Raw genomic sequence first — 24818 nt, forward strand, 5'->3', positions numbered from 1 at the left:
GCTGTTATGCATACTTTTTTAAAACTGGTAGCAACTGGGCTTAATGTTGGATTTATAACAGTTGCACCAGGAACATTTGGAACATTGGCGACAATACCATTAATAATTATTACTCTCAAATTATCTATATTTTGGAAATTTCTTATATTTATCACTCTATTAATTGTAGGAATTATTGCTAGCGAATATTATGAGCACTACTATGATAAAGGAGACCCCTCAGAAGTAGTTATTGATGAAATTGCTGCGTATTATCTTGTAATGATATTTACCCCTTATAATTTGCTAAACCTCTTTTTGAGTTTCATAATATTTAGGTTTTTTGATATACTAAAGCCCTACCCCATTAAAAACTTAGAAGATAATCTCAGTGGTGGCGTAGGGATTATGCTTGATGATATTGTTGCTGCTCTTTATACCATTATTGTAATGTTAATTTTGAGGATTTTTATATGAAATGCGCTATCTTCGCAATTGGAAACGAGATATTAGAAGGTAGCATTGTCGATACAAATTCAGCTTTTTTAGCTAAAAGCTTATCTGATTTGGGTTTTAATGTTTGTGAAATAAAAGCTTTACCAGATAACAAATCAATCCTTGTAGAAAATTTTAAAGATGCTTTAGAAACTTATAATCTAACAATAACTACAGGTGGTTTGGGCCCAACATTTGATGATCTTACTGCAGAAGCAGTAGCGATTGCTTCAAATAGGAATTTTGTTTTTTACGAAGAAGTTTATAAATCTATTGAAGAAAAACTAACATCTCGTGGGGTATCAGTGAAAGAAAGCCACAAAAGGCAAGCCTACTTACCAGATAACTGTCTACTTTTCAAAAATGACAAAGGCACTGCTTTCGGTTTTGGAGTAAATAAAGGGGGTAATTGGATAATTTCTCTACCAGGAATCCCTTATGAAATGCATCATATGTTTTTAAACTATGTAAAACCATTTATTTTAGATACTTTTAAATTAAAACAAATATATAAAAAAGACTTAAAGTTTACAGGGGTCCCAGAATCAGATGTAGATACCACAATTTTAGAGCTCAAAAAAGGGGAAGATCCAGAGGTTATCATCAATACATCTAAAGGGATGATTATTGTAAGAATTAGAAGCTTTAACAAAGAAGTTTTAAATGAATTTGTAAATAAACTAAAAGAAAAATTAGGCAATTATTACTTTGGCGAAGATGACGATACTTTAAAATCAGTAATCCTAAAAAAACTTATATACAACAATCTCACCCTCTCTACAGTTGAAAGCTGTACAGGTGGACTTATTGCAAAAAAGATTACTGATATTCCAGGCAGTTCAAAAGCATTTCTGGGTAGTATAATAGCCTATAGCAATGAAGTAAAAAATAAAATATTAAATGTTTCATATAATACACTCGAAAATTTTGGTGCTGTCAGTGCTGAGTGTTGTAAAGAGATGATATCAGGTTGTAGTAATATTTTTAATAGCGACATTGTTATTGCCACAACTGGTATAGCTGGACCAGATGGCGGATCGGATGAAAAACCTGTCGGAACTGTTTTTATAGGGATAAAATTCAAAAATAATATAGTTATCAACAAATACCATTTCAACGGAGACAGGGAAACTATCAGAGAAAGAACTGCTAATACAGCTTTTAGGTTATTACTGGAGCTTTTGAATGAAAGATAGTCTAAGGTTATTTATAGCTGTAAAATTTAGTAATCATATAAATAATATTGTTGAAAAAGCAACATTAGGTTTGGCAAACTATGCCACTTTAAAACCTGTAAAAAAAGAGAATATGCATGTAACATTAGCTTTTTTAGGAGAGCAAAAAAACAATAAGATTGATCAAATAATTTCATCTATAGAGAATATAGATTTTGGCCCAACCAAAGTAGAATTTAATAACTTTGCTTTTTTTGAAAGAAACGGTATCCCTGCAGTATTTTATCTAAAAGGGGAATCTGATACACTTTGTAGACTTGCAGAAGCTTTGAGAAACAACTTAAAAAATAATAAAATATATTACGATAAAAAGAAATTTATTATTCATCTCACAGGCGCTAGAATCAAAAAAATTCTTGACAAAAAAGGGTTATACGATTTTTGTTTAAAAATAAATGATCAAATGAAATCTATTTGTGATGAAATTCGTGAAATAATACTTTATAAAAGTACATTGACAAAAGAAGGGCCAATTTATTCACCAATTTATATAAAAAAATCTGCTTAGGAGGAATTATATTATGGATGAAAACAAAAGAAAAGCCTTAGAACTTGCTATGAGTAAAATCGAGAGAGATTTTGGTAAAGGTGCAGTAATGCGCCTTGGTGATAAAGCTATTGAAAAACCACCCGTAATACCAACTGGCGCGCTCTCTTTAGATTTAGCACTTGGGGTAGGGGGTATCCCAAGAGGCAGAATTACGGAAATATACGGAAGCGAATCTAGTGGTAAAACAACAATTGCTCTACATGTAATAGCAGAAGCACAAAAAATGGGTGGTGTAGCAGCTTTTATTGATGCAGAGCATGCTTTAGACCCAGTCTATGCTGAAAAAATAGGTGTTAATACAGATGAGCTTTTAATAAGCCAGCCAGATAGTGGTGAAGCTGCATTAGAGATTGCAGAAACCCTTGTTCGTAGTGGTGCAGTAGATGTAGTAGTAATAGACTCTGTGGCTGCACTTACTCCAAAAGCAGAAATAGAAGGGGACATGGGTGATGCCCATATGGGGCTACAGGCAAGACTCATGAGCCAAGCACTCAGAAAACTCACAGCAATTGTTAATAAATCTAAAACCGCTTTAATATTTATCAATCAAACAAGGCAAAAAATAGGTGTAATGTTTGGAAATCCAGAAACTACCACTGGTGGCAATGCTCTAAAATTTTATGCAACTATAAGGATTGAAGTTAGAAGAACCACATCATTAAAAGATAAAGATCAAGTTGTTGGCAACCAGGTTGTCTGCAAGGTAGTTAAAAATAAAGTAGCCCCCCCTTTCAAACAAGCAGAATTTGATATACTTTTCGGTGAAGGGATATCTAAAGAAGGGGTTTTAATAGATATGGGGATTAAAGAAGGGCTAATTAATAAAGCTGGAGCATGGTTTAGCTATAGTGATATTAGATTAGGACAAGGGAAAGAAAATGCAAGAGCATACTTGAAAGAAAACCCAGATATCGCAATAGAAATTGAAAATAAAATCAAAGCAAAATATGGTTTATTAGAAAATAATGAAGAGAGTGAGTCATGATACCATTAAATGAAGTTTTAAAAAAAGCTATAATTAAAAAAGCTTCCGATATCCATTTTAAACCTGGGAAACCACCTGTTTTTAGAATTGACGGTGAGTTAATGCCTCAACCAGAATTTGAAAAATTAACTCCTGATGACACACTCCAAACAATTGCAGCAATAATGCCAAATCAGATTAAAGCAAAATTTAAAGAGACAAGAGAAGCGGACTTTTCTTACAGTGCTAAAGGGCTTGGAAGATTTAGGGTAAATGCTTATGTACAAAGGGGTTCTGTATGTATTGTAATGAGATCAATCCCTATGGAAATACCAGATATTGATAAACTGAACCTTCCTGAAGTTATAAAAAAGATAGCATTAGAAGATAGAGGGTTAATATTAGTAACAGGGACTACAGGAAGTGGTAAATCTACTACTTTAGCATCAATGATTAAACATATAAATGAAAATAAAAGCGTAAATATTATTACTATTGAAGATCCTATAGAATTTTTACACAAAGATGTTAAAGCTATTATCTCTCAAAGGGAAGTGGGCACAGACACTAACTCTTTTTATGAAGCCTTAAAGCGTTCTTTGAGACAAGATCCAGATGTAATATTAGTGGGTGAAATGAGGGACTTAGAAACAATTGAAACTTCTATATTGGCAGCTGAAACAGGTCATTTGGTAATGTCAACACTTCATACAATTGATGCTCCAGAAACTGTAAACAGAATTATTTCTGTATTCCCGCCATATCATCAAAGACAAATCAGGATGCAACTAGCTTCTATTTTAAAGGCTGTAATATCGATGAGGCTAATACCTAGAGCCGATGGAAAGGGGAGGGTTCCTGCAGTGGAAATTATGATAAATACCCCGACTATTAGAGAATGTATTATAGATAAAGAAAAAACTCACCTTATTAATGATTATATTGAAAAAGGTAGAGATGTTTATGGCTCACAATCTTTTGATCAATCACTATTTGATTTATATACGAAGGGTCTGATTACATTTGATGAAGCAATAAGGAGAGCAAAAAGACCTGATGATTTCAAATTAAAGGTCAAAGGGTTTACAGGCGATACCGGTTTAGATTGGGACAATTCAGATGAAAAAAATGAGTGAATCACCTGAAAATTATATTTTAAATATATTAAATAGGAAAGATTATACTGAATTTGAGTTAACTCAAAAACTAAAATTAAAATTTAATCTATCAAATGAAGAAATAACCAGTTTAATAACAAAATTTAAAAATTTAAACTTTATTAATGATAAAAGATATAAATCTCGTTTTATAATCAATAAATTATTAAACAAAGAAGGCCCTTATCTTATAAAACAAAAATTAAACCAAAAAGGGATTGAGGTAGAAATAAGCGAAATTAACGAAATAGCAAACAAAGAAAATATATCAATTGAGCAAAATGCCAAAGAGCTTGTGGCAAAAAGATTATCAATTTACAAAAAAGAACCATACCCAAAATTAAAAAAAAAGTTTTTGAATTTTTAATTAGAAAGGGGTATGAATACGATCTTGCCAATAAAGTTATTATGGAGGTAATTGATGAAAGTAATTTTTCTTAAAGATGTAAAAGGGGTAGCAAAAGCTGGAGAGATAAAAAATGTATCAGATGGATATGCTAGGAATTTTTTACTTAAAAAGAATTTAGCCGTAGAAGCAACTCCAGCTAACATAAAAAAATTAGAAGAGAAAAAACTAAGGATGCAAGAAGCAGAACTTCAAAAACAACAAGATGCTGAAAATACCGCAAAAAAATTAAAAAGTGTTACTCTTACACTTTCAAAAAAAGCTGGTGAAAACGGTAAGCTTTTTGGTGCTGTAACTGCTGCAGAATTAGAAGAAGAGCTAAAGAAAAAAGGGGTTAATATCGATAAAAAACAGATAGATTTAAGTGAACCTATAAAACAGGTAGGTGAATACACTATAAAAGTTAATTTATACAAAGAGATAAAAGGTGAATTTAAGGTTGTTATAAATGCAGAAAACTAATCTACGAACCCCACCTCACAATTTAGAGGCAGAACAAGGGGTTTTAGCATCAATACTCATAGATGAAAAAGCGTTAGATAAAGTTATACATATACTACAGCCTGATGATTTTTATCACCCATCACATAAAATAATTTTTTCAACGCTTATGAAATTAGCACAAGAAAACAAACCGTTAGATATAGTCACTCTAATATCAAGATTAACAGATGAAAATAGGCTCGAATCTGCTGGTGGCATCGAATATATAAGCTCCTTAACCGATATAATTCCTAACTCTGCAAATGTTAGTTATTATGCTAACATTGTTAAAGACAAAGCACTACTTAGAAATCTCATTGAAGTTAGTAGCAAAATAAGCAGTAAAGCTTATGATTATACTGGTGATATTACCGAGTTTCTCGATGAAACAGAAAAAGAGATTTTTAAACTTGCTGAATATAAACTAAAAGGTGATATCAAATCAATTTCTGAGCTTATCTCAGAAAATTTTGAAATCTTACAAAAACTTTACGAAAAAAAAGCGGATATTACAGGGATCCCTTCTGGTTACACAGATCTTGATAGGTTAACAAATGGCTTTCAAGATTCTGATCTAATAATTGTTGCAGGAAGACCTGGAATGGGTAAAACTGCATTTGCTCTAAATATAGCATTAAATGCTGCATACAAGTTTGATAAGTCTGTTGCTATATTTTCACTTGAAATGTCTTCAAACCAGCTTGTCCAAAGGTTGCTCGCTACAGAATCTAAAATAGAGTTTTCAAAACTTAGAAGTGGTAGATTGAATATGGAAGAGTGGAACAGGTTAGCCTCAGTTGGTGGAGAGTTAAACGATTTAAAGCTGTTTATAGATGATACCCCAGGTATTTCCGTTATGGAACTTAGAGCAAAATGCCGTAGATTAAAAAAAGAACATGGACTTGATATGATTATTGTTGACTATTTACAGCTTATGTCCGGTGGTAACTCAGAATCAAGAGAACAGCAGATTTCAGAAATCTCTAGATCTCTAAAATCTTTAGCAAAAGAGCTTGATATACCTGTTATAGCTTTATCACAGCTTAATAGAAGCGTAGAAAATAGAAGTGACAAAAGACCTCAGCCTTCAGACTTGAGAGAATCTGGAGCAATTGAACAGGATGCAGACCTAATAATATTTTTATATCGAGATGAAGTTTATCATAAAGATAGTAAATATCAGGGGCTATGTGAAGTCATTATTGCAAAACACAGAAATGGTCCTACAGGTAGTATTTATCTAGCGTTTCTAAAAGAATATACACGCTTTGAAAATGCAGAACTTAGAAATGTATAATTTTTTATACACCTCATATAATAAAATGTTCAATTTTCTTTACACTCTAGAGTTAGTCAAAGATAAATTATTTATTAATAGTCAGTTACGATACTTATTTTTTAGTTTGACAATGGCATTAATATTGCTATATTTTATTGGGTTTTTGGAGGTTAATATACAATGTTTCAAACAACTATAAAAGATAAGTTGATTTTTAGTGGAAAAGGGCTTCATTCAGGTAAATTTGTAAAAGCAGTAGTTTATCCTGCATTACCAGATAATGGTATTACTATAAAAAGAGCAGATATACCTGGTTCTGAAATTGTGAAGCTTTCCCCTTATAATGTAACATCAACAGTTTTGGCTACGACTGTAAATTGTGGTTCTTATAAGATTTCCACAGTTGAGCATATATTATCTGCTGCATACGGCTTAGGTATAGATAATTTACATATTGATGTTTTTGGTGAAGAATTACCTATTTTAGATGGTAGTGCTTCAGCTTATGTGGAACAATTTCTAAAAGTTGGGATTAAACAACTTAAAAAGAAAAGAAAATATCTAAAGTTTACCAAAAGGATAAGGATTGAAAAAGGTGACAAATGGATAGAGCTCATACCATCTAGATTTTTCAAAGTAACCTTTAACATCCAATTTGATAATAAAATTATAAACGAACAAAAAAAGTTTATAAATCTGACTCCAGAAAGTTATGCTAAAGAAATTGCCAAAGCGAGGACTTTTGGCTTTAGAGACGAAGTAGAAATGCTCTGGAAAATGGGGCTTGCAAGAGGCGGATCTCTTGAAAACGCTATCGTAATAGATAAAGATAAGATTTTAAATGAAGATGGACTAAGATATGATGATGAGTTTGTAAGACACAAAATCCTTGATTTAATAGGAGATATATCACTGCTGGGGTACAGATTTTATGGACATATAAGAGCTTACAAATCTGGACACGAATTAAACAACCAATTTGCTAAAGCTCTTTTAGAAGCTAAAAACTGTTACAAAATAGTAGAATTGGGTGAAGATTATAATTACACACCTTATAAGACATTAGTTTTAGAACCACAGGGGACATAATTTATCTTGGGGCAATCGGCCCCACTTCTCTCTAACTTACAACTAAACTTTTTATCAAAACTATTCATGTAATTTTTTAAATTCTTTTGATTTAGTTATCTATTTATTACTTTATAGAAAATCTTGACTTAACCGATAAATAGTGTTACTGTTATCTTCAATAGTAACACCACAAAAAAAGGGGGAATTATGAAAAAGGTCTTTTTCACAATACTCGCTTTTGTTTCAATAAATGCTTATGCACATTTTCAGTTAATTTTACCAGAGAACGATACCATTACAAATATTAAAGAATATAACTTATTAATAAAATACATTTTTATGCACCCATTTGAACAAAACTATATGAATATGGAAAAACCTATTGATGCCGGATTTTTTTTAAATGGGAAAAAGTATTCTTTGTTAAAAAACCTAACAAACTATAAAATAGAAAATTTTAATGCATGGAAAACAAATTTTAGATTCAAAAGGCCTGGCGATTACATTTTCTATGTTATACCAAAACCTTATTTTGAGCCTGCAGAAGAAAAATTTATTCAGCATATAACCAAAGTAACTGTAAACGCTTTTGGCTTACAAAAAGGGTGGGATAAACCTGTGGGATTAAAAGCAGAAATTGTGCCTCTTACAAGACCTTACGGTTTATGGGTAGGAAATTGCTTTCGAGGAGTTGTTTTAAAAGATGGCAAGCCAGTACCAGATGCTGAAATTGAAGTGGAATTATATAATGACAAAGGGATAAAAGCTATAAGTGATCCTTTTATCACACAGGTAATAAAAGCTGATAAAAATGGTGTATTTACATATTCATTCCCATTTGCAGGGTGGTGGGGGTTCTCAGCTCTATTAGAAGGGGATAAACCCATTGAAAAAGATGGGAAAAAATACCCAGTGGAACTTGGAGCAGTTTATTGGCTAAAAGTTTATAAAGCAAAAAGTGAGTAAATATGCATATTGCAGATGGAGTTTTAAGTAAAACAATTGTTATTAGCTCAGATATTATAGCAGCTTTTCCTATAGCAATCTCTTTAATTAAAATAACCTATAAAGAAATACCAAAAACAGCCTTGCTTTCAACTATCTTTTTTATAGCATCCTTTATACATATACCCCTTGGTCCCACCTCAGTTCATCTTATTTTGAACGGATTATTAGGGATACTATTAGGCTTACACTCTTCATTAGCTATACTTGTTGCGCTTTTATTACAATTTATCCTTTTTGGTTATGGAGGGTTAACTACTCTTGGGATAAACACATTAATCATGTTTTCTGGAGCCCTAATTGCCTATCTAATTTATAGAGGTAATAATTTTACTGGTTTTCTATCTGGATTTTTATCTGTGTTTGTGTCCTCATTATTACTTGCAATCTCACTTTCTCTTAGTGGGAAAAACTTTTTTGAAATAGCGATCTTATCCTTTATTGCATATTTACCTATAATGTTAATCGAAGGTATCATCACAATGTTTACCTTAAACTACTTGCAAAAAATTGGAGTAAACGTAAAATGAAAAAAGTTTATTTACTAGTGTTGTTTTTGCTGTTTTCTCATATTAGTTATGCACACAAATTAAATGTTTTTGCCTATCTTGAAGATGGAAAAATAGTTATCTCTTCTTATTTTGTTGATGGAAACCCTTGTAAAAACTGCACTATTTCTATTTATAAAGATGAAAAAGTTGTTTTTCAAAGTATAACTGATAAAAATGGGGAATTAATTACAGAAAATAGTTGGGGGTTGCCTCTTAAAATAGTTTCAAATGAAAGTTTAGGGCATAAAGGGGAATTTTTATTATCTAATGAAGAAATAAATGATAAAAATATCTCAAACAACCAAAACCAAAAAAATATTGACTCTAAAAAAGTATCATTTTCAAAAGGATTTGTTGAAGAAATTGTTAAAAAAGAGATAGAAAAAGCATTAAAGCCTTATAAAATCTACATTGGCATTGCAACACTTTTTGGATTATTTGGAATATTAATGGTTTTTAAAAAACGATGAACTTTAATTGCTTACTACTAGCACTAATTTTTTATGCATTTACTCTGTCATTTGCTAATAACTTTTCATTTATACATTTGCTGCCAATTTTATTGTTATCGATTTTATATTTTAACAAGATAAATTTTTATAAGTTTTTTAAGAAATTAATAAAGCTCAATATATTCATAGCATTAATATCCCTTTCTCTAATTATTTTTCATAAAGATTATTTTTCAGCTATGCTGATATTTTATAGGGTAAATCTTATACTAATTTTCAATGTATTAACAACCAGCTCACTTACAAATGATGATATTTTTAAAAATTTAACTCAACTAAAACTGCCATGGAAAATTAAATCCCTCCTTATTTTTTCGTATAAATATATCGATATTTTACTAAAAGAAAAAGAGAAACTGGATGAAGCACTAAAAGTGCGCTATTTTCATGGGAAAACAAACCTAATCTCTTATAAAACCCTCGCTTTTATTCTTGGTGCATTAATAAATAGATCAATAAATAGAGCAAACCTTCTTCAGGATGCTTTAACAATGCGATATTTTAAAGGAAGATTCTATACTCTAACACCTAATAATATAAATTATAAAGACATTATAATTGTGCTTGCAACTATCACAATTTTTGTTTACGGTTTATATCCACTATGAGCTGCTCATTAAAATTGATTAATATAAGCTATAGAATTAATAGTGATTTTCTATTTAAAGATGTAAACCTTCATTTAAAACATAAAGATAAAATAGCAATTATTGGCCCAAATGGAGCTGGTAAAACAACTCTTTTAAAAATAATTTCAGGACTAAAAAAGGCGAACAGTGGATCTATTGAAATTTTTCATGAAAGAATAGTTTCTGAAAAAGAGTTCGAAAAAGTAAGAAAAAAGATAGGATTACTTTTTCAAAATCCCGATGACCAACTAATTTTTCCAAATGTTAAAGATGATATCGCCTTTGGACTTTTTAATCTTGGCTTTGATAAGGCTACAATACAAAAAAGGGTAGATAATGTTATCAAAACATTACATATCGAGCATTTAGCAGATAAAGTTACTTTTAAACTTTCAGGTGGAGAAAAAAAGCTTGTTGCATTAGCAGGGATTTTGGTATGCGAGCCTGAAATTTTACTTTTAGATGAACCATCAGCTGGATTAGATAATAAAAGTATGGAAAAAATAGGAGAAATCATCAAAAGTTTAGATAAAACTGTTTTAATAGTTTCTCATAACTTAGAATTTGTAAAGCAAATTACAGACAAAATTTTTCAATTAACTTCCAATGGATTAAAAGAGATACAATCTCTTTAATTATTGAATAAATAAAATAATTTATTATAATTCTAATATGACTAAACATATCACTTGTACAATAATTTTTTTCCTTTTAAGTTTACTTATAATCAACCCTGCTTATTCTTATGAAGATATTCACAATTCTTATGATAAATTATTAAAAAAAGTTGTATCAGATGGCCTTGTTAATTATAACCTACTTATAACTAATCAACAAATTTTAAACAATTATTTAAAACGCTTATACAGAATAAAAAAAGAAGAGTATGAAAAATGGGATGCAAACGATAAGCTGGCTTTCCTTATTAATCTTTATAATGCTGCTACATTAAAACTTATTATTGATAACTATCCTGTTAAATCTATTAAAGAAATCGGTGGTATATTTTCTAGTCCGTGGAAGAAAAAATTTATCACACTTTTTGGGAAAAAAGTATCTCTTGATTTTTTAGAACATCAAGTCATTAGAAAAGAATTTCATGAGCCAAGGATACATTTTGCTTTGGTTTGTGCATCAAAGGGGTGTCCACCCTTAAGAAATGAAGCATATAAAGGGGAATTGTTAGACAATCAGTTATCAGAACAAACAAAACAATATCTATCCTCTCCAAGAGGTTTGATTATTGATAAAAAGAAAAAGCTTGCTTATCTTGCTGCCATTTTCAAGTGGTATAAAGAAGATTTTGAAGATTTAATCGGTTTTATAAAAAAATATTCTGGGGTTGATATATCTAATTATAAAATAAAATGGCTAAAATATGACTGGAGTTTAAATGAAAAATAGGAGGTTTTATGCAAAAATTGCTCAGAGATTATGAGTATCATATTAACGACTTTGATTGGAAATTTACGAAAAGCGGGGATTTAAGGGAATACATTGAAACAGATAACTTGAAAGAATTATGGTTTCATACAGGAACTATCTGTAATCTAAATTGTCCAGTATGTTTTGAAGGCTCATCCCCTAAAAGTAACAGAATAGAACAACTATCACTTGAAGATATAAAACCTTATATTAAAGAAGCATTAGAAATCGGTGTAAAGCAGTTTTCTTTTACTGGTGGAGAGCCTTTTGTAAATAAAGATTTTATTAATATTCTTGATTATGCACTAAATTATAAAGATTGTCTTGTTCTTACAAACGCAACAGAACCTTTACTAAACAAATTAGACGAAATAAAAAAGTTTAAAAATAAACCATACAAATTAAAATTTAGAGTAAGTCTCGATTCTTTTGATGAAAATATCCACGACAAAATTAGAGGAAAAGGCAAATTTAGATTAACAATTGAAGCTATGAAAAAATTAATTAATTTAGGATTTGAAGTTTCTGTTGCCACTCAAAGTTTTCAAAATAATCAGTCCAATATATACGAAAATTTCCAAAAACTTTTCAAGCAGTATCAACTACCTGAATTTATTGATGTTATCCCCTTTGAAGATTTAAAAAAGCCACACCAACAAATAAAAACACCTGAAATTTCAAAAACTGAATTATATAAAGTAAAAACAGCTGAAGAGATATCAAACATCATGTGTTCCTTTAGCAGAATGGTTTTAAAGAAAAATGGACAAACCTATGTTTATGCTTGTACCTTGGTTGATGACGACGAAAGATATAACTTAGGAACAACTCTTCAAGAATCAGTTAATAAAAAAGTAGTTCTCAAACATCACAGATGTTATTTATGTTTTACAAACGGTATTTCTTGTAGTGAATTGCTTGATAAAAAAATTAGGTCAACCAAAAATATTCTAAAAGAATCACCAACCAAAGTAAATAGAAACAACATAAAAGAGTATTATGGTCAAATATTAAAAACTAAACAAGATTTAAAAACCAGTGCTTGTTGTTCTGCTGAAGCTGTACCTGAACACATAAAAGAGATCCTTCCTTTAATAGAAGAAGAGATTTTGGATAAGTTTTATGGTTGTGGCTCACCAATACCATTAGATATTAGTGGCTGCACAGTTATTGATCTGGGTTGTGGAACTGGCAGAGATAGTTATATAGTTTCAAAGTTAGTTGGTGAAAATGGTAAAGTAATTGGGATTGATATGACCGATGAACAAATCGGTATTGCTAAAAAATATTTAAATACTATGATGAGAAAATTCGGTTATCAGGAAAGCAACATTGAATTTATAAAAGGTTATATAGAAGAACTTGATATATTAGGAATTCCTGACAATTCTGTCGATGTGATAATTTCAAATTGTGTAATAAATCTTTCCTTTGATAAAGAAAAACTTTTAAAAGAGATTTTTAGAGTTTTAAAACCTGGTGGAGAACTTTATTTCTCTGATATTTTTGCTAACAGAAGGATACCAGAAGAGTTAAAAAATGATCCTGTGCTAATTGGTGAATGTTTGGCTGGTGCATTCTATACTGAAGATTTTAGACGAGCTGTGTCAAGATTGGGGTATCCAGATGTTAGGATTGTTTCCTCAAAAAAAATTGAGATTTTTAATCCAGAAATAAAAAGAAAGTTGGGGAGAATAGAGTTTTATTCTCAAACAGTTAGAGTTTTTAAAATAGACGACTTAGAAGATAGATGTGAGGACTATGGACAGATCGCAATCTATAAAGGGGCAATTCCAGAATCACCACATTACTTTGAATTAGATGACCATCATATTTTTGAAAAAGATTTACCAGTGAGAGTTTGTGGAAATACTGCATCTATTTTAACAAAAAGCAGATATTCAAAACATTTCAATGTAATTGGGGATAGGTCAAAACATTATGGTCTTTTTAACCTAAATCCATCAATAAAAACGGATACCAACGAAAGTAATGGTTGTGGTTGTTAAATGAAAAAATATGTTAAAGCTATTGTTGCTATCATAATAATTTTGACTTTAATATACGCTGGCAAAAAATTAGGACTAAGTGGAAAAGTAGGTGAATTTAGAGAGTGGATTGCCTCAAAAGGAAGTTTAGGCCCATTAATATTCATTTTTGTATATGCTGCTGCAACAGTAATGGCAATACCTGGTTCGGCGTTAACCATTTTGGCTGGAGCTATGTTTGGTTCTTTCATCGGAATAATCACAGTAATAATAGGTGCTACTCTTGGTGCATCTATTTGTTTCTTACTTTCCAGATATCTTGCAAGAGATCTAATTTCAAATATCTTTCAAAAAAATGAAAAATTTAAAAAATTAGACGATCTTACTGAAAAACATGGTGCAATAATAGTTGCAATAACTAGATTAGTGCCAATTTTCCCCTTTAATCTGCTCAATTATGGATTTGGCTTAACAAAAATCCCATTTAAAGTGTATGTTTTATGGTCATTTTTATGTATGTTGCCAGGTACTGTCCTATATGTGGTAGGAGTTGATGCTATCGTTACTGCTATTACTAAAGGTGAAATCCCATGGGTACTAATATTCATTATACTGGTCGTTTTTGTAATTCTGTTTTTCGTAGTAAAAAAAGCAAGAAAGAGGTTAAAAGATGAGCAAGTTTGATATATATCCAATAGACGAATTTAACCGAAAATTGTTAAATAATGTACATCCAGAAAATTGGGAAAACCCGACCCCAGCAAAAAAATATAATCTCGTGGTAATTGGTGCTGGAACAGCTGGGCTTATCTCATCCATCATAACGGCATCACTCGGAGGTAAGGTTGCCTTAATAGAAAAGGAACTGATGGGTGGAGATTGTCTAAATGTAGGATGCGTTCCCTCAAAAGCTATTTTAAAATCAGCTAAAATTGCTCACTATTTAAAAAATGCAAGTAAGTATGGCTTTGATAACAAAGAAATCTCATCAAACGATTTTCCCAAAGTAATGGAAAGAGTGAGAAAAATTAGAGCTCAAATCAGCAAAAATGATTCTGTTAAAAGATACACAGATCTTGGGGTTGATGTATTTTTGGGTACAGCCAAATTTTTAAATGAAAACCAAATCGAAGTTGATAACAAAGTCTTAAATTTCAAAAAAGCTATAATTGCTACTGGAGCAAAAGCTTATGTTCCTGATATACCAGGATTGAAAGAAAATGGTTATTTAACCAATGAAACAATTTTTAATTTAACCACACTTCCAAAACATCTACTTATTATTGGCGGAGGGCCAATAGGCTGTGAAATGGCTCAAGCTTTTAGAAGATTGGGTGCTAAAGTAACAATTGTGGAGTATTCTAGATTACTTGCCAGAGAAGATATTGAAGCATCAGAAATAATAAAAAAAGTATTTTTAAATGAAGGGATAAATATTTTAGAACATTCTCAAGTTATAAAAGTATCACAAACAAATAATGAGGACAAAATAATAACAGTCAAAAGACAAAATGAAACTGTTGAAATAGTTGCTGATTATATTTTAGTAGCAGCTGGCAGAGCACCCAATGTAAAAGATTTAAATCTTGAAGCAGCAGGCATAGAGTATGACGAAAGGTTTGGAATAAAGGTTAACGACTTTTTACAGACAAGCAATAAAAATATTTATGCTGCTGGCGATTGCTGTATGAAATGGAAATTTACTCACGCTGCTGATGCGGCAGCACAAATTGCAGTACAAAACGCCCTTTTTAAAGGGAAAAAAAGGTTAAGCTCTCTCATTATGCCCTGGTGCACTTACACTGATCCTGAAGTGGCTCATGTGGGGATGTATGAGGAAGAAGCATCAGAAAAAGGGGATCAAACAACTACCTATAAATTTGATATTTCTGAAAATGATAGAGCACAAACTGAAAGCGAAACCACAGGATTTGTGAAGGTGTTAGTAAAAAAGAATACAGACAAAATATTGGGAGCAACAATTGTATCCTCTCACGCAGGAGAAATGATTAATGAATTAACTTTTGCTATGGTAAACAATATAGGTTTAGGTAAGATAAATAATGTAATTCACCCTTACCCTACCCAATCAGAGGCTATCAAAAGGGTAGCAGGCTTATACAACAAAAGTAGATTAACCCCTTTCGTTGCAAAATTAATCGGTTGGTGGCTAAAATTTCAGAGAAGATGAGTTCTATAAATAACCAAAATGACAACTTAATACTTATCTTTACAAGATATCCAACTCCAGGAAAAACAAAAACCCGATTAATACCAGCATTAGGTGCTGAAAAAGCTGCTATTTTACAAAAACAAATGACTGAATTTGTAATAAAAGAGGTAAAAAAAGTTCACTGCCCCTTTATAATCTGCTACACAGGAGCAACTGAAAAAGAGATGAAAAAATGGCTTGGGGAAAATTTATATTATCTTGAGCAAAGAGGGGAGAATTTAGGGGAAAGATTAACAAGAGCATTTCACTATGGATTCAAACTTGGTTACAAAAAAATAGTAGCAATAGGGATAGATTGTATTGAGCTAAGAGCAAATATTTTACAAAAAGCTTTTGATTTGCTTGATAAAACAGATTGTGTCATAGGTCCTGCAGATGATGGTGGATACTACCTTATAGGAACTAAAAAGTATCAACCAGAACTTTTTGAAGACATCGATTGGGGAACTGAAAAAGTATTTAAACAAACTGTTAATAAAATAAAAAACTATAAGCTTCTGCCAAAATTAAAAGATATCGATTATCCAGAAGATATCCCTGAAAAAATTTCTGTAATTATACCCACACTAAATGAAGAAAAAAATATTCTTGAAACTATAAAAAATGTTAATAACGGATTTAATATCGAAATCATTATCGCTGATGGTGGTAGTACAGATAATACCTTGAAGCTTCTCAAAAACAAAAATGTAAAAATAGTAAAAACAAAAGCAAATAGAGCCATCCAAATGAACAAAGGGGGTTCAATTTCTACAGGCACAATTCTACTTTTTTTGCATGCAGATACCATTTTACCAAACAACTGGGATATATATGTTCGAAATTTTTTTAAGCAACACGGCGATAAATCACTTGGCTTTTTTAAATTTCAAATAAAAGAAAATTTTTATTTTAAGAAAATTATAGAGTTTGGAACAAACATTAGGTCAAATTTTTTCAAATTACCTTATGGGGATCAAGCTTTCTTTATAAAAAAAGATTTATTTATAAAAATAGGAGGATTCCCAGAAGTCCCTATTTTAGAAGATTATCTTTTTGTAACCTATTTTAAAAAATTTGGGAAAATACACCCTCTGAATATAGCGATTAAAACCTCAGGAAGAAGATGGTTGCAAAATGGGATTTTAAAGACAACAGTAATAAATCAATCTATTATTTTAGCATACAAAATGGGTTATAATTTAGAACTTTTAAAAAAAGCTTATAAGGCTGGCAAGAACCCTTTTTTCTATAAACCATAAGTACATAATGAAAAAAATCCAAAATAATCAAAGGTTGAAAATTAGTTTTTTCTCTTTTTACCCTTTTTCAATTTTTTATCCTCTTTGTATCGATCCTCGATACTACAGGCATCGATACCTCAGCCACCACCCTTTGAAAAACTCAAAAAGATTATAACCACTGCAAAAAGTATTAGACCGATATATTCACTTAGCCCCATTATCCACCTTCACTTTAAATTCGCTATTATTTATATTTAAAATAACATATGTTTTGTTTTTATCCATTAGATTTGAATCAGCAATGTAAAGTTCAAAACTTTCACCCTTTTCATCAAGATTTATATTAATTCTTTCTGAATTAATATATTTACCATTTCTAAAAATAGCTACCACTGGATAAATATCTGAAGGATTTAAATTCCAAATTATATTCAAAACCCCTTCAGAAACAACTTTTATATCCGATAATTCACCCCTAACATTCTTTATTTTTAATTTGATGAGTAAATCTTTTTTACCATCTTTTATAGGTTGATTTTTAAAACTGACAATATCTCTATCAGTCTTTGCAAACTTAGCATATATATCCGCAATCTGAGTATTTACATCATCATTGTAATTAACCACTTCAATTTTGGCGTTATCCAAATCAACCTCCCTTTCATTTTTTGAGAAAACTAACAAAAAATTTCCATTTGAAAAATTGCTCTTACTAATTTTAATCTCAATTTTTCCATCAGAAGGTTTAAATTTGCCAATAAAATCTCCAAGTTTGAAAACTTTTTCATCTCTATTTATTGTGTAAACCGAAACACTATTTTGGTTACTATATAGGAAAGAAATCTTTAGCTCATGTAAAAAATAATTATTAATCTGCGAGCAATTTATAAAAACTGAATTCAGATCGGAATTATCCAAAAGCTCAAATTCTATTGGGATATTTGAAGGGTCATTTATATTATTAACCTCACAAATTTCTTTTAAATTATAACTCTTATTTTTAAATTTTTTTAAAGCTACTCCTTCTATTTCACCTTTTTTCGTATTCATTTTCCAAAGACCTGCAACTTCACCATCTTTATTAACACTGCCTGAAACTGTTATCCTGCAATCACCAAATAATCCTTCTCCACAATTTAGAGAAAATCCAATGTTTTCGTCATTAAATATAAAATCATCAGCAAATATAGTCTCAACTTTTTCATTTTTTTTGGTAAAAACTAATTTTCTATCAAAATCCACAAACACATTCTCAACTAATTTGTTATTTTTTAATGAAATATAGAAAAACTTCTCTTTTTTATCTTCAATTTTCTCTTTTTCTAAATATACTTTAAGCTTCAAGATCTTAGATTCTTTTTTCCCTTGATTTAGATTAATAATAAAATCACCATTTTCATCTGTCTTTACTGTGTTAGCAACACTCTCCACTTTAACTTCAACATCTTTTATAGGGTTATCATGATAATCTAAAACTTGACCTTTAATAATAACATTATTACTTAACATATCCTTTAAAAAAACCGCTTTACTTTTTGTAATATATCCTGACTTGATAAATTTTAAATTTATACTTTCTGACAGATAATACTCCAGATTTTTTATGATAAACTCGTTGATACTCTTTTCAAAATACTCTGTAAAATCTACAAGTGCAAAGCCGTCATCAGAATATATTTTCACAACAAAGTTACTTCTTTGAAAAAGTAATGTATACTTTGCATTATAGCCATTCCCCCCTTTATTTGCAAAAATAACACCTTTATCCCCTACACCCACTTTTTGTTTAAAATCACTTGTTACACTTTTTAAAGAATCAAATATTTTAGAAGCAACAATAGCATTTTTGCAAAAATAAAGATTTACATCAGCCTCAAACATTTTTTTCCTTTTAATATCCAAAATAATATCCTCTTTATCACCAAAATATGTATATTTCTTATTAAAATTAAAGCATCCTGATTGATAATCTTTCACAAAAGCGGTGGTTATCCACTTTTTATCTCCACCTTCAAGCTCAGAAACATCAGGAAAAAGTGCTTTAATATAATCTGAGGGATCAGCAGCAAAAAGGTTTTTGAATAATAATAAAATCAACAAAACAACAATTTTTTTCATACAAACAATTCACCACATGCATAATTTCCTATAAAAAAGAACAATGAATCTCCCTCTTTTTTTAATATTACATTCACTTCTTTAATAGAAGATGGAATTTCCTTCTCATAAATTATCTTGATCTCTTTGATATACTTATCAAAAACTTCAAAAACAATATCCTCGATAAATTCAATATAAACAGCATTATTGAGATGTCTATTCCTATCAAAATCTCTATATCTTAATTTATAAATCTTCTCATAAACTTTTTCCCCTTTATCAAATACCTTAAATTTTAAAATATCTGTGTCAATAGAACTTACAGCTTCAGTAGTATATCTATCAACCATTTCTTTACTAACTCTTACAGGTCTTTTTTTATTAACATCAATTAACAACCATACACCACTACCAGCAACATATATTTTATTATTAACAATCATATTAAAATCTCTAAAAGCAAAATACCCTTTTGCACCTTTACTCCATGTAAAAAAATCATAATTGTCATACAAAACAGGATATTTGAAAATTTTTATATGCAACTTATGCAAAACCCAAGTTAGCCCATTTTCAATAAAAAAATCATTAGTATAACCAACACTATCAGAATGAAAAGTTGCAGATTTCTGCTGTAATCTGGCTATTGTGCTAAGAAAGGTTTTATTATTAAAATCAACATCATCGTAATTAATAGTTGAATTTATTTTGAATTTCATATTAAATTAATATATAATTATTTATCGTTTTGCAATAAAAAGGGATTAATTATGGATAATATTTATTTATATTTAACCGATGAAATCAAAAATGAAATAGATGAAGAACTTAACAAATTAAAAGAGGAATCAAACTCCAAGGCTGTTTTTCTTTTAGATAAAAATGGTCAAATTGTTTCGAGTAGTAAAAATACTGACCAGTATGATAAAGATTCCTTAGGAGCATTGGTTGCAGGAAATGTTGCTGCAACTGGTGGCCTTGCAAAACTTTTAGGTCAGCAAGAGTTTTCTATTCTTTTCCATGAAGGGGAAAATGAGCATATTCATATAAACCTTATTAATAAAAAATTCATTCTCGTTGTTATTTTTGATGAAAGTACATCTTTGGGATTAGTTAGATTGAGGGTTAAAAAGGCAATGAATGTTTTAATGAACATAATTAATAAAATAAAAGAAAACAGTTCAAACAATTTAGAAGAAATTTTAAAAGATATAAACGAAGAAGATATAGAAAAACTTTTTAAGGGTGATCAATAATGTCTTTTATAAACTATTCAACTAAAGAGATAAATTGTAAAATCGTATACTACGGCCCAGGTCTTTGTGGTAAAACTACAAATTTGCAATATATCTATCAAAAAACAGACCCCAAAATGCGGGGGAAAATGATTTCCTTAGCAACAGAAGTAGAAAGAACACTCTTTTTTGACTTTATGCCATTAAAGCTTGGTACAATCAAAGGTTTTAAATTAAGATTTCATCTTTATACCGTCCCTGGTCAAATCTTTTACGATGCTAGTAGAAAGCTTATCCTAAAAGGTGCTGATGGTGTCGTTTTTGTCGCCGACTCACAGGTAGATAGGATGGATGCCAACCTGGATAGCTTTGATAATCTCAGAGATAATTTAAAAGAGCATGGCTATGATCTTGATACTATTCCTCTGGTATTACAATATAATAAAAGGGATTTGCCAAATATTGTTCCTGTAGCTGAATTAGAAAAAGCGCTAAATTATAGAAATGTACCTTCTTTTGAAGCAATTGCTATTAAAGGTGTTGGTGTTTTCGACACACTAAAGGCGATTGTAAAAGAAATAATTTTTAAATTAAAAAGCTAAGTATCTGAAGATAAATGACAAAAGAGCTTATTATAAATTCAACTGTAAACGAAACCAGAGTTGCCATTTTGGAAAATGGCTCAGTATCTGAAATCTACATAGAAAGACATAATAAAAAAGGTGTAGCTGGTAATATCTATAAAGGTAAAGTTGTTAAAGTTTTACCTGGGATGCAATCCGCTTTCATTGATATTGGTCTTGATAAAGCCGCTTTTTTGCATGTGGCAGATCTTATAGCTGAAAACATAAATGAAGATTTATTAGTTCAAAACTTTGATGATGAACATTCTGACAAAGATGATAATGAAGAGCTAAACGGCAAACAACATTCCCCTATAGAAGATATTATTCAAGAAGGGCAAGAAATTGTTGTGCAGGTAGCAAAAGAACCAATAGGGCAAAAGGGTGCTAGACTTACCACCCACTTGACTATCCCAGGTAGATACCTTGTACTGATGCCTTACCATAACCATATTGGTGTTTCTAGAAAGATTGAAGATGAAGAAGAAAGAGAAAGACTAAAAGAGATTTTAGCAGAAATAAAACCAGAAAATATAGGATTAATAGCACGAACTGTTAGCGAAGGTTCATCAAAAAAAGATTTAGAATCTGATCTCGATTATCTACTTAGGATTTGGAATAAATTATCTGAAAAAATGGATAAATCTCATGCTCCAGAATTAATTTACAAAGATTTAGAACTTTTATACAGAACCCTGAGAGATCTCGTAACAAATGACATTTCAAGAATTGTTATTGACAATAAATCTGATTTTCTAAAGTTGAAAACATTTAAACGGGAGTATTTCCCAAATTTAGACATAGAAATAAAACTTTATGAAAACAGTATTCCTATTTTCGATTATTATAATATAGAAATTGAAATTAACAGAATGTTTGATAGAGTTGTTTGGCTTAAATCTGGAGGCTATATTGTAATTGACCAAGCAGAAGCCCTCACTGTCATTGATGTTAACACAGGGAAATTTGTAGGTAAAAGAAACTTTGAAGAAACTGTATTAAAAACAAATCTTGAAGCAGCCAAAGAGATTGCATACCAGCTAAGATTACGCAACATTGGTGGGATAATAATTGTTGATTTCATTGACATGGAAAAGGATGAACACATCGAAAAGGTTTTACAAACATTGAATCAAGAGTTTAAAAAAGATAGGGGGAAAGTCACTGTTGTAAATATTTCTCCATTAGGTCTTTTTGAAATAACTAGAAAAAGAGTAAAAGAAAGCATTACAAAAGCGTTAAGCGAAAATTGCCCCTATTGTGAAGGGAGAGGTTTTATAAAATCAAAGGTTACAATCTGCTATGATATATTAAGAGAGATTAGACGAATTGCCCCTTATTATGAAAAAAAGAAAGTGTTTGTTGAAGCACACTCTGATGTTGTAGATTATATGCTTAATAACGAAAAAGAATCTCTCGACGAAATAGAACTTATGTACAATATCACTATAGAAGTTAAAGCCAACAGCAACTTTCATACTGAATACTATGAGGTAATACCTCTTGAAAAATTTTAAGAGGATCTTTTAAATGTATAACCGTAAAGACAGTTATTACAAAAAAGCAAAACAGAGCGGTTTTCGCTCGAGAGCTGCATATAAAATAATAGAAATTAATAATAAGTATAAGATAATCAAAAAAGGGGATAAAGTTTTGGATGCTGGTTGTGCACCTGGTGGTTGGTCACAGGCTGTCTCATCCATTGTTGGAAATAAAGGGGTTATTGTGGGGATTGATATTTTAGATATGCCCCCATTGGATATAAGCAATTTTCACTTTATAAAAGGTGATTTACTCAAAAATGAAACATTAGATAAAGCAAAATCGATATGTCATGAATACGATGTGGTAATTTCAGATGCTGCACCAAACACAACAGGGAACAGATTAACAGATCATGTTAACAGTTTAGAGCTTGTAACTACAGTTTTTAACTTTACAAAAAAAGTATTAAAAAGTGGTGGGAATTTCCTTTTTAAATTGTTTGATGGTGAAGATAGAGAGGATTTTATAAAAGATTTGAGAAACTTTTTTAGTAAAGTTAAAATAATAAGACCTGATGCCACAAGAAAAAACTCTTTTGAAATTTATGTAGTCTGTCAGGAGTTTAAAAAAGATGGATAATATCTTAGAATTAGTTGATAAACTAAAATCTGGCAAAATAAGTTTAGAAAATTTTATCAAACTTTATGAAGAAAATTACATTTTAAAACATAATGATATACATGTTGACACTTTTAGAAATAAAAGATTAGGTTTTGATGAAGTAATCTATGGCAGAAATAAAACTGTTGAGCAAATTAAAGATATTATCTCACTTTATGAGCAGAAAAAATTAAGGTTTTTCTGCACTGGATTAGACAATCAGAAATTAAAAGAATTAAAATTATCTTTCCCAAATTTAATTATTTGTGAAAAAAGTGGCACCGCTAAAAATTTTTCTAGTTCAAAACCAAGATTTTCTAATTCTGTAGGTGTAATTGCAGCTGGGACTTCCGATTCAAAAGTGGCTTATGAAGCAATAGAAACTTTAAATGCACTTGGAATCCCAAATAAAAAATATATAGATATTGGTGTTGCTGGTATTCATCGATTCTTACACTATATGGACGATTTTAAAAAACATTCGGTTTTAATAGTTATTGCAGGTATGGAAGGCGCTTTGCCAAGCGTAGTTGGTGGGATATTTTCTCAACCAATTATCGCTGTCCCAACTTCAGTAGGTTATGGAACTGCACTTTCAGGATTCACCCCACTACTTGCAATGCTCACAAGCTGTGCAAACGGAATTACAGTAGTAAATATTGATAACGGCTTTGGCGCTGCCATGGCAGCATTTAGAATAATTCAACAAATCGAGAATAAAAATGATCGATAAGATTTTAATTTTTATATCAGGGATGATTTTAGGTGGCTTTATTTATGTTCAAGTGGAGCATAGAATAAAAAACAGAATAACCAACCTTAAAAAATTTGGACAGATTGTAACCTTTTTATCCATTATGTTCATATCGATTAACTATCTCACCCTAAAACACACATTAATCTACGGTATCTTTGCAGGAACCTTGATTTTTAGCTTTATTCCTCAATTAGTTAATAATAATATTGATTAAATTAAAACAGCTTATATATTTATATTTAGTATGATTTTAATTTGGAGGTGAACCATGAAATCTTTAGACCATTTAAAAGAAGCTTTTGCAGGGGAAAGTCAAGCATTTCAAAAGTATACTGCTTTTGCAAAAAAAGCAGAGCAGGAAGGGTTTAAAAATATAGCAAAACTTTTTAAAACTACTGCAGAAGCAGAAAAAATTCATGCTGCTGGTCATTTAAAAGCAATGGAAGGTATCGGCTCAACTGCCGAAAACTTACAAGCTGCAATAGAGGGTGAAACATACGAATTTACCGAGATGTATCCACCAATGTATGAAGATGCTGTAAAAGAGAATCATAAAGCAAAAACTATGTTTAAATTTGCTCTTGATGCCGAAAAAGTCCATGCTGAGCTTTATAAAAAAGCTCTGGAAGCTGTTAAAAATGGAAAAGACCTTGATACTGATAAAATATATCTCTGTCCATTTTGCGGTTATATAGCTATAGAAGAACTACCAGAAAAATGCCCAATATGTAATGCAGATAAATCAAAATTTGTAGAAATTGATTAATAAAAGG

General features: G+C 30.5%; 29 protein-coding genes. 27 read left to right on the forward strand and 2 right to left on the reverse strand.

The window, feature by feature from the left end; all coding sequences use genetic code 11:
• The first annotated feature begins 6 nt into the window (after nt 1-6).
• The 20 genes from OWM07_RS06310 to OWM07_RS06405 all read left to right on the forward strand — a co-directional run bounded on the left by OWM07_RS06310 (nt 7) and on the right by OWM07_RS06405 (nt 17203).
• Entirely contained in the window at nt 7-456 is a 450-nt protein-coding gene (locus tag OWM07_RS06310; RefSeq protein ID WP_423302830.1) for a phosphatidylglycerophosphatase A family protein, read from the forward strand.
• Nucleotides 453-1670, forward strand: coding sequence for a competence/damage-inducible protein A (locus tag OWM07_RS06315; RefSeq protein WP_423302831.1), 1218 nt, complete (start codon nt 453-455; stop codon nt 1668-1670). The genes OWM07_RS06310 and OWM07_RS06315 overlap by 4 nt, the downstream gene beginning before the upstream one ends.
• A complete protein-coding gene (thpR, locus tag OWM07_RS06320; RefSeq protein ID WP_423302832.1) occupies nt 1660-2217 on the forward strand; it encodes an RNA 2',3'-cyclic phosphodiesterase in 558 nt (185 codons plus the stop codon). The genes OWM07_RS06315 and thpR overlap by 11 nt, the downstream gene beginning before the upstream one ends.
• Before the next feature lie 13 nt (nt 2218-2230).
• Nucleotides 2231-3244: a recombinase RecA gene (recA, locus tag OWM07_RS06325; RefSeq protein ID WP_423302833.1), complete on the forward strand. Its 1014-nt coding sequence runs from the start codon at nt 2231-2233 to the stop codon at nt 3242-3244.
• Nucleotides 3241-4359 (forward strand): type IV pilus twitching motility protein PilT, encoded by a 1119-nt coding sequence (locus OWM07_RS06330; RefSeq protein ID WP_423302834.1) that lies wholly within the window; start codon nt 3241-3243, stop codon nt 4357-4359. The genes recA and OWM07_RS06330 overlap by 4 nt, the downstream gene beginning before the upstream one ends.
• Entirely contained in the window at nt 4343-4747 is a 405-nt protein-coding gene (locus OWM07_RS06335) for a regulatory protein RecX (RefSeq protein WP_423302835.1), read from the forward strand. Before OWM07_RS06330 ends, OWM07_RS06335 begins: the two co-directional genes overlap by 17 nt.
• Nucleotides 4720-4821 (forward strand): hypothetical protein, encoded by a 102-nt coding sequence (locus OWM07_RS06340; RefSeq protein ID WP_423302906.1) that lies wholly within the window; start codon nt 4720-4722, stop codon nt 4819-4821. Before OWM07_RS06335 ends, OWM07_RS06340 begins: the two co-directional genes overlap by 28 nt.
• Nucleotides 4802-5248, forward strand: a complete 447-nt coding sequence (gene rplI, locus OWM07_RS06345; RefSeq protein ID WP_423302836.1) for a 50S ribosomal protein L9 — start codon at nt 4802-4804, stop codon at nt 5246-5248. The genes OWM07_RS06340 and rplI overlap by 20 nt, the downstream gene beginning before the upstream one ends.
• A complete protein-coding gene (gene dnaB, locus OWM07_RS06350) occupies nt 5235-6566 on the forward strand; it encodes a replicative DNA helicase (RefSeq protein ID WP_423302837.1) in 1332 nt (443 codons plus the stop codon). Before rplI ends, dnaB begins: the two co-directional genes overlap by 14 nt.
• A gap of 162 nt (nt 6567-6728) precedes the next feature.
• Complete coding sequence (lpxC, locus tag OWM07_RS06355; RefSeq protein ID WP_423302838.1) at nt 6729-7637, forward strand: UDP-3-O-acyl-N-acetylglucosamine deacetylase; 909 nt, start codon at nt 6729-6731, stop codon at nt 7635-7637.
• Between the two features lie 189 nt (nt 7638-7826).
• On the forward strand, nt 7827-8585 hold the full coding sequence (locus OWM07_RS06360; protein WP_423302839.1) for a DUF4198 domain-containing protein: 759 nt from the start codon (nt 7827-7829) through the stop codon (nt 8583-8585).
• 2 nt (nt 8586-8587) lie between these two features.
• Nucleotides 8588-9154: a cobalt transporter CbiM gene (gene cbiM, locus OWM07_RS06365; RefSeq protein ID WP_423302840.1), complete on the forward strand. Its 567-nt coding sequence runs from the start codon at nt 8588-8590 to the stop codon at nt 9152-9154.
• Entirely contained in the window at nt 9151-9645 is a 495-nt protein-coding gene (locus tag OWM07_RS06370; protein ID WP_423302841.1) for a hypothetical protein, read from the forward strand. Before cbiM ends, OWM07_RS06370 begins: the two co-directional genes overlap by 4 nt.
• Nucleotides 9642-10295 carry an energy-coupling factor transporter transmembrane component T family protein gene (locus OWM07_RS06375; RefSeq protein ID WP_423302842.1) on the forward strand — a complete coding sequence of 218 codons (654 nt, stop codon included), beginning with the start codon at nt 9642-9644 and terminating at the stop codon, nt 10293-10295. The genes OWM07_RS06370 and OWM07_RS06375 overlap by 4 nt, the downstream gene beginning before the upstream one ends.
• A complete protein-coding gene (locus OWM07_RS06380; RefSeq protein WP_423302843.1) occupies nt 10292-10951 on the forward strand; it encodes an energy-coupling factor ABC transporter ATP-binding protein in 660 nt (219 codons plus the stop codon). Before OWM07_RS06375 ends, OWM07_RS06380 begins: the two co-directional genes overlap by 4 nt.
• A 37-nt stretch (nt 10952-10988) precedes the next feature.
• Nucleotides 10989-11720: a DUF547 domain-containing protein gene (locus tag OWM07_RS06385; RefSeq protein WP_423302844.1), complete on the forward strand. Its 732-nt coding sequence runs from the start codon at nt 10989-10991 to the stop codon at nt 11718-11720.
• An 8-nt stretch (nt 11721-11728) separates the two neighbouring features.
• Nucleotides 11729-13750, forward strand: coding sequence for a methyltransferase domain-containing protein (locus OWM07_RS06390; RefSeq protein ID WP_423302845.1), 2022 nt, complete (start codon nt 11729-11731; stop codon nt 13748-13750).
• On the forward strand, nt 13751-14413 hold the full coding sequence (locus OWM07_RS06395; protein ID WP_423302846.1) for a TVP38/TMEM64 family protein: 663 nt from the start codon (nt 13751-13753) through the stop codon (nt 14411-14413).
• Entirely contained in the window at nt 14400-15920 is a 1521-nt protein-coding gene (locus tag OWM07_RS06400; RefSeq protein WP_423302847.1) for a mercuric reductase, read from the forward strand. Before OWM07_RS06395 ends, OWM07_RS06400 begins: the two co-directional genes overlap by 14 nt.
• Nucleotides 15896-17203, forward strand: coding sequence for a TIGR04283 family arsenosugar biosynthesis glycosyltransferase (locus OWM07_RS06405; RefSeq protein ID WP_423302848.1), 1308 nt, complete (start codon nt 15896-15898; stop codon nt 17201-17203). The genes OWM07_RS06400 and OWM07_RS06405 overlap by 25 nt, the downstream gene beginning before the upstream one ends.
• 186 nt (nt 17204-17389) lie before the next feature.
• On the opposite strand, the gene OWM07_RS06410 is transcribed toward OWM07_RS06405, so the two are convergent.
• Nucleotides 17390-19303, reverse strand: a complete 1914-nt coding sequence (locus tag OWM07_RS06410; protein WP_423302849.1) for a peptidase associated/transthyretin-like domain-containing protein — start codon at nt 19301-19303, stop codon at nt 17390-17392.
• Complete coding sequence (locus OWM07_RS06415; RefSeq protein ID WP_423302850.1) at nt 19300-20004, reverse strand: acyl-[acyl-carrier-protein] thioesterase; 705 nt, start codon at nt 20002-20004, stop codon at nt 19300-19302. Before OWM07_RS06415 ends, OWM07_RS06410 begins: the two co-directional genes overlap by 4 nt.
• A gap of 51 nt (nt 20005-20055) precedes the next feature.
• Here OWM07_RS06415 and OWM07_RS06420 point away from each other — a divergent pair, with 51 nt between their 5' ends.
• From OWM07_RS06420 to OWM07_RS06450, 7 genes are read left to right on the forward strand one after another with little or no spacing between them, the layout of a single operon-like run.
• On the forward strand, nt 20056-20541 hold the full coding sequence (locus tag OWM07_RS06420; RefSeq protein ID WP_423302851.1) for a roadblock/LC7 domain-containing protein: 486 nt from the start codon (nt 20056-20058) through the stop codon (nt 20539-20541).
• A complete protein-coding gene (locus OWM07_RS06425; protein ID WP_423302852.1) occupies nt 20541-21122 on the forward strand; it encodes a GTP-binding protein in 582 nt (193 codons plus the stop codon). Before OWM07_RS06420 ends, OWM07_RS06425 begins: the two co-directional genes overlap by 1 nt.
• 14 nt (nt 21123-21136) lie before the next feature.
• Nucleotides 21137-22660: an Rne/Rng family ribonuclease gene (locus OWM07_RS06430; RefSeq protein ID WP_423302853.1), complete on the forward strand. Its 1524-nt coding sequence runs from the start codon at nt 21137-21139 to the stop codon at nt 22658-22660.
• A 13-nt stretch (nt 22661-22673) separates the two neighbouring features.
• Nucleotides 22674-23267, forward strand: coding sequence for an RlmE family RNA methyltransferase (locus tag OWM07_RS06435; RefSeq protein WP_423302854.1), 594 nt, complete (start codon nt 22674-22676; stop codon nt 23265-23267).
• A complete protein-coding gene (gene larB, locus OWM07_RS06440; RefSeq protein ID WP_423302855.1) occupies nt 23260-24021 on the forward strand; it encodes a nickel pincer cofactor biosynthesis protein LarB in 762 nt (253 codons plus the stop codon). Before OWM07_RS06435 ends, larB begins: the two co-directional genes overlap by 8 nt.
• Entirely contained in the window at nt 24011-24259 is a 249-nt protein-coding gene (locus tag OWM07_RS06445; protein ID WP_423302856.1) for a hypothetical protein, read from the forward strand. Before larB ends, OWM07_RS06445 begins: the two co-directional genes overlap by 11 nt.
• 54 nt (nt 24260-24313) lie before the next feature.
• Entirely contained in the window at nt 24314-24811 is a 498-nt protein-coding gene (locus OWM07_RS06450; protein ID WP_423302857.1) for a rubrerythrin family protein, read from the forward strand.
• Nucleotides 24812-24818: the final 7 nt, after the last annotated feature.

Origin of the sequence: Deferribacter thermophilus, from assembly GCF_049472675.1 — a bacterium.
In the GTDB taxonomy this organism is placed as follows: domain Bacteria; phylum Chrysiogenota; class Deferribacteres; order Deferribacterales; family Deferribacteraceae; genus Deferribacter; species Deferribacter thermophilus.